Annotated in this window: 4 protein-coding genes; 3 read left to right on the top strand and 1 reads right to left on the bottom strand. The window is 72.8% G+C overall.

Annotated elements, in window-relative coordinates:
• A partial coding sequence (locus VMR86_14505) for a malic enzyme-like NAD(P)-binding protein (GenBank protein ID HTO08257.1) occupies nucleotides 1-821 on the bottom strand: 821 nt, incomplete at its 3' end.
• A gap of 133 nt (nucleotides 822-954) precedes the next feature.
• Here VMR86_14505 and VMR86_14500 point away from each other — a divergent pair.
• From VMR86_14500 to rph, 3 genes are all read left to right on the top strand, one after another.
• Entirely contained in the window at nucleotides 955-1,680 is a 726-nt protein-coding gene (locus VMR86_14500; GenBank protein ID HTO08256.1) for an exonuclease domain-containing protein, read from the top strand.
• Nucleotides 1,677-2,453 carry an N-acetylmuramoyl-L-alanine amidase gene (locus tag VMR86_14495; protein HTO08255.1) on the top strand — a complete coding sequence of 259 codons (777 nt, stop codon included), beginning with the start codon at nucleotides 1,677-1,679 and terminating at the stop codon, nucleotides 2,451-2,453. The genes VMR86_14500 and VMR86_14495 overlap by 4 nt, the downstream gene beginning before the upstream one ends.
• A partial coding sequence (gene rph / locus VMR86_14490) for a ribonuclease PH (GenBank protein ID HTO08254.1) occupies nucleotides 2,450-2,727 on the top strand: 278 nt, incomplete at its 3' end. The genes VMR86_14495 and rph, both read left to right, overlap by 4 nt.

The following is a 2,727-nucleotide window of genomic DNA, read 5'->3' as shown; positions in this document are numbered from 1 at the left end:
GCCGTCCCTGCCGCTCCCGCGCCCGAGATGACGATTCTGAGCCGGGGCAGCTTCTGGCGTGTGAGCCGCAGGGCGTTCAGCAGGGCCGCCAGCACCACCACCGCCGTACCGTGCTGGTCGTCGTGCATGACGGGAATCGGCAGCGTCTCGACGAGCCGCCGCTCGATCTCGAAGCACTCGGGCGCCGCGATGTCCTCGAGCTGGATCGCGCCGAACGACGGCGCGATCTGGGTCACCGTGTCGACGAAGGTGCGCGGGTCGCGGGTGGGGATCAGGATCGGGATGCCCGAGAGGCCGGCGAAGCGGTCGAGCAGCACCGCCTTGCCCTCCATCACCGGCAGACCGGCGTGCACGCCGATGTTGCCGAGCCCGAGCACGGCCGTGCCGTTGGTGACGATGGCCACGGTCCGGCCCAGCGCCGTGTAGTCCCAGACCTTCTCGGGGTGGGCGAAGATCTCGTTCGCCACCGTCGCGACGCCCGGCGTGTAGATCATCCGCATGTCGCCGATCCGCTCGACCGGCACCGTGGAGCGCATGCGGATCTTTCCCGAGCGGTGCACGTCGAGCACCGGATCGCGGACCGACTCGATCGTGATTCCGTCGAGCGGCGCCACGTTCTCGCGCAGCCGCTCGAGTTGCGCGTCGTCGTCGACGTAAAGCTCGAAGTCGCGCACGGTGAACTCGCCCACGATGCGCAGCTTGGTGATGTCGCCGATGTTGGCGCCGACCTCGCCGAGGGCCTGGGCAAGCTTGCCGAGGTGGCCGGGCTGATCGCGGATCAGCGCGCGGAGGATACGGACTTTCTTCGGGCCGCCTCTCACGGGACTCCGACTCCGATGGGGGTCGCGTTGGCTGGACTGCGCAGGGGGAGGGAGTGCGAAGCCGAAAGTAGAGGATCCAAGGGGGTGCTGCTACGGTCCGCAGACGGGGGGAACGGTGCGCGGATTCGACACCTTGAGGGAGTGGCTGCGCGTTCCGCGCGGTCTGTCGCTGCCGCGCTGGGTGGCGGCGCGGCTGTCCGCGCCCGTCGCCCGCGAGCTGGAGCTGCGGCGGGGTACGCCCCTCGAGGACGTGACGTTCGGCGTGCTCGACCTCGAGACGACGGGCCTGTCCTCGCAGCGCGACCGGATCCTCGAGATCGGCCTGGTGGTGCTGCGCCGCGGGCGCGTGCTGGCGCGCTTCGAGAGCCTGGTCGACGTGGGCGAGCCGCTGCCGTCGGGAATCGTCGCGCTGACCGGCATCCGCGACGAGCTGCTGGAGGGCGCGCCCGAGGAGGCGGCGGCGGTGGCCCGCGTGGCGGCGCTCCTGTCCGCGCACGGCGTGGACGTGCTGGTCGCGCACAACGCGCGCTTCGACCGCGGCTTCTTCGCGCGCGCGTGGCGCGCTCACGAGCGGCCCGAGCCGCTGCCGCCGTTCCTGTGCTCGGTGCGCGCGGCGCGCCGGCTCGTCGCGGCGCCGCGCTACGGCCTCGACACGTTGGTCGCCCAGCTCGCGATCGCGCCGCGCGCGCGCCACCGCGCGCTGGGCGACGCCGAGATGACCGCGGACCTGTGGATCGAGCTCGTCGCGCGCGCGCGGCTGCAGGGCTTCCACACGCTCGAGGCGCTGCGCGGCGTGGCGGGCGTCGGCCCGCGCCGGCCGCGGCGCCGGCGCGTGCACGTGGTGGAGCTGACCGCGTGAAGCGCGCCGCACTCGTCGCGCTCCTGCTGACCGGGCTCGCGGCGCCTGCGCGGGCGCGCGCCGCCGAGCCCGAGGCGCGCCCGATCGTGGTCGACCCCGGCCACGGCGGCGCCGACTTCGGCGCGAAGGGCGCGGGCGGCCTGCTCGAGAAGGACCTCACGCTCGCCGTCGCGCGCAAGCTCGCCGCCGAGCTGCGCGCGCGGAAGCTCCCCGTGCTGCTGACGCGCAATAGCGACGTATTCATACCGCTCGCCGAGCGCACCGCGATCGCGAACCGCGCGCACGCGGCGCTCTTCATCTCGATCCATGGCAACTCGGCGCCCGAGGCCGAGATCGCCGGCTGCGAGACGTACTTCCTCTCGGTCGAGGCGAGCGATGACGAGGCGATGCGCGTGGCGCTCGCCGAGAACGACGTGTTCGGGCAGGCCGGCACCGCCGCCGACAGCCGCGACGTGGTCGGCCAGGTGCTGGGCGACCTGATCCGCACCGAGCACCTGCGCGAGTCGAGCGACCTGGCCGCGACGATCCAGCGCAGCCTGGCGAAGATCCCGGGCGCGGAGAGCCGCGGCGTGAAGCAGGCGCCGTTCGCCGTGCTCACGGGCACGAACATGCCCGCGGCGCTGGTCGAGATCGGCTTCGTCACCAACGCGGCCGAGGCGAAGCGGCTCGCGCAGAAGGACATGCAGGCGAAGCTCGCCAAGGCGCTGGCTACGGCGCTCGTCGAGGCGATGGGGCAGAATCGCGAGCTCGAGGTATCCCGGAAGGAGCCATGAACCGCGGCGACGGACGCGCGCACGACGAGCTGCGCAAGGTCGAGATCGATCTCGGCTTCACGGAGAACCCCGCCGGCTCGGTGCTGATCCGCACCGGCCGCACGATGGTCCTGTGCACCGCGACGATCGAGAAGTCCGTGCCGGGCTGGCTGCGCGGCTCGGGCAGGGGCTGGGTCACCGCCGAGTACAGCATGCTGCCCGGCTCGACCGACACGCGCAGCGAGCGCGAGGCGCAGAAGGGCAAGCTCTCCGGCCGCACCCAGGAGATCCAGCG

Source organism: Myxococcota bacterium (genome assembly GCA_035498015.1).
In the GTDB taxonomy this organism is placed as follows: domain Bacteria; phylum Myxococcota_A; class UBA9160; order SZUA-336; family SZUA-336; genus VGRW01.
The sequence above is the reverse complement of the archived record's forward strand: the minus strand, read 5'-3'. Positions and strand labels throughout refer to the sequence as shown.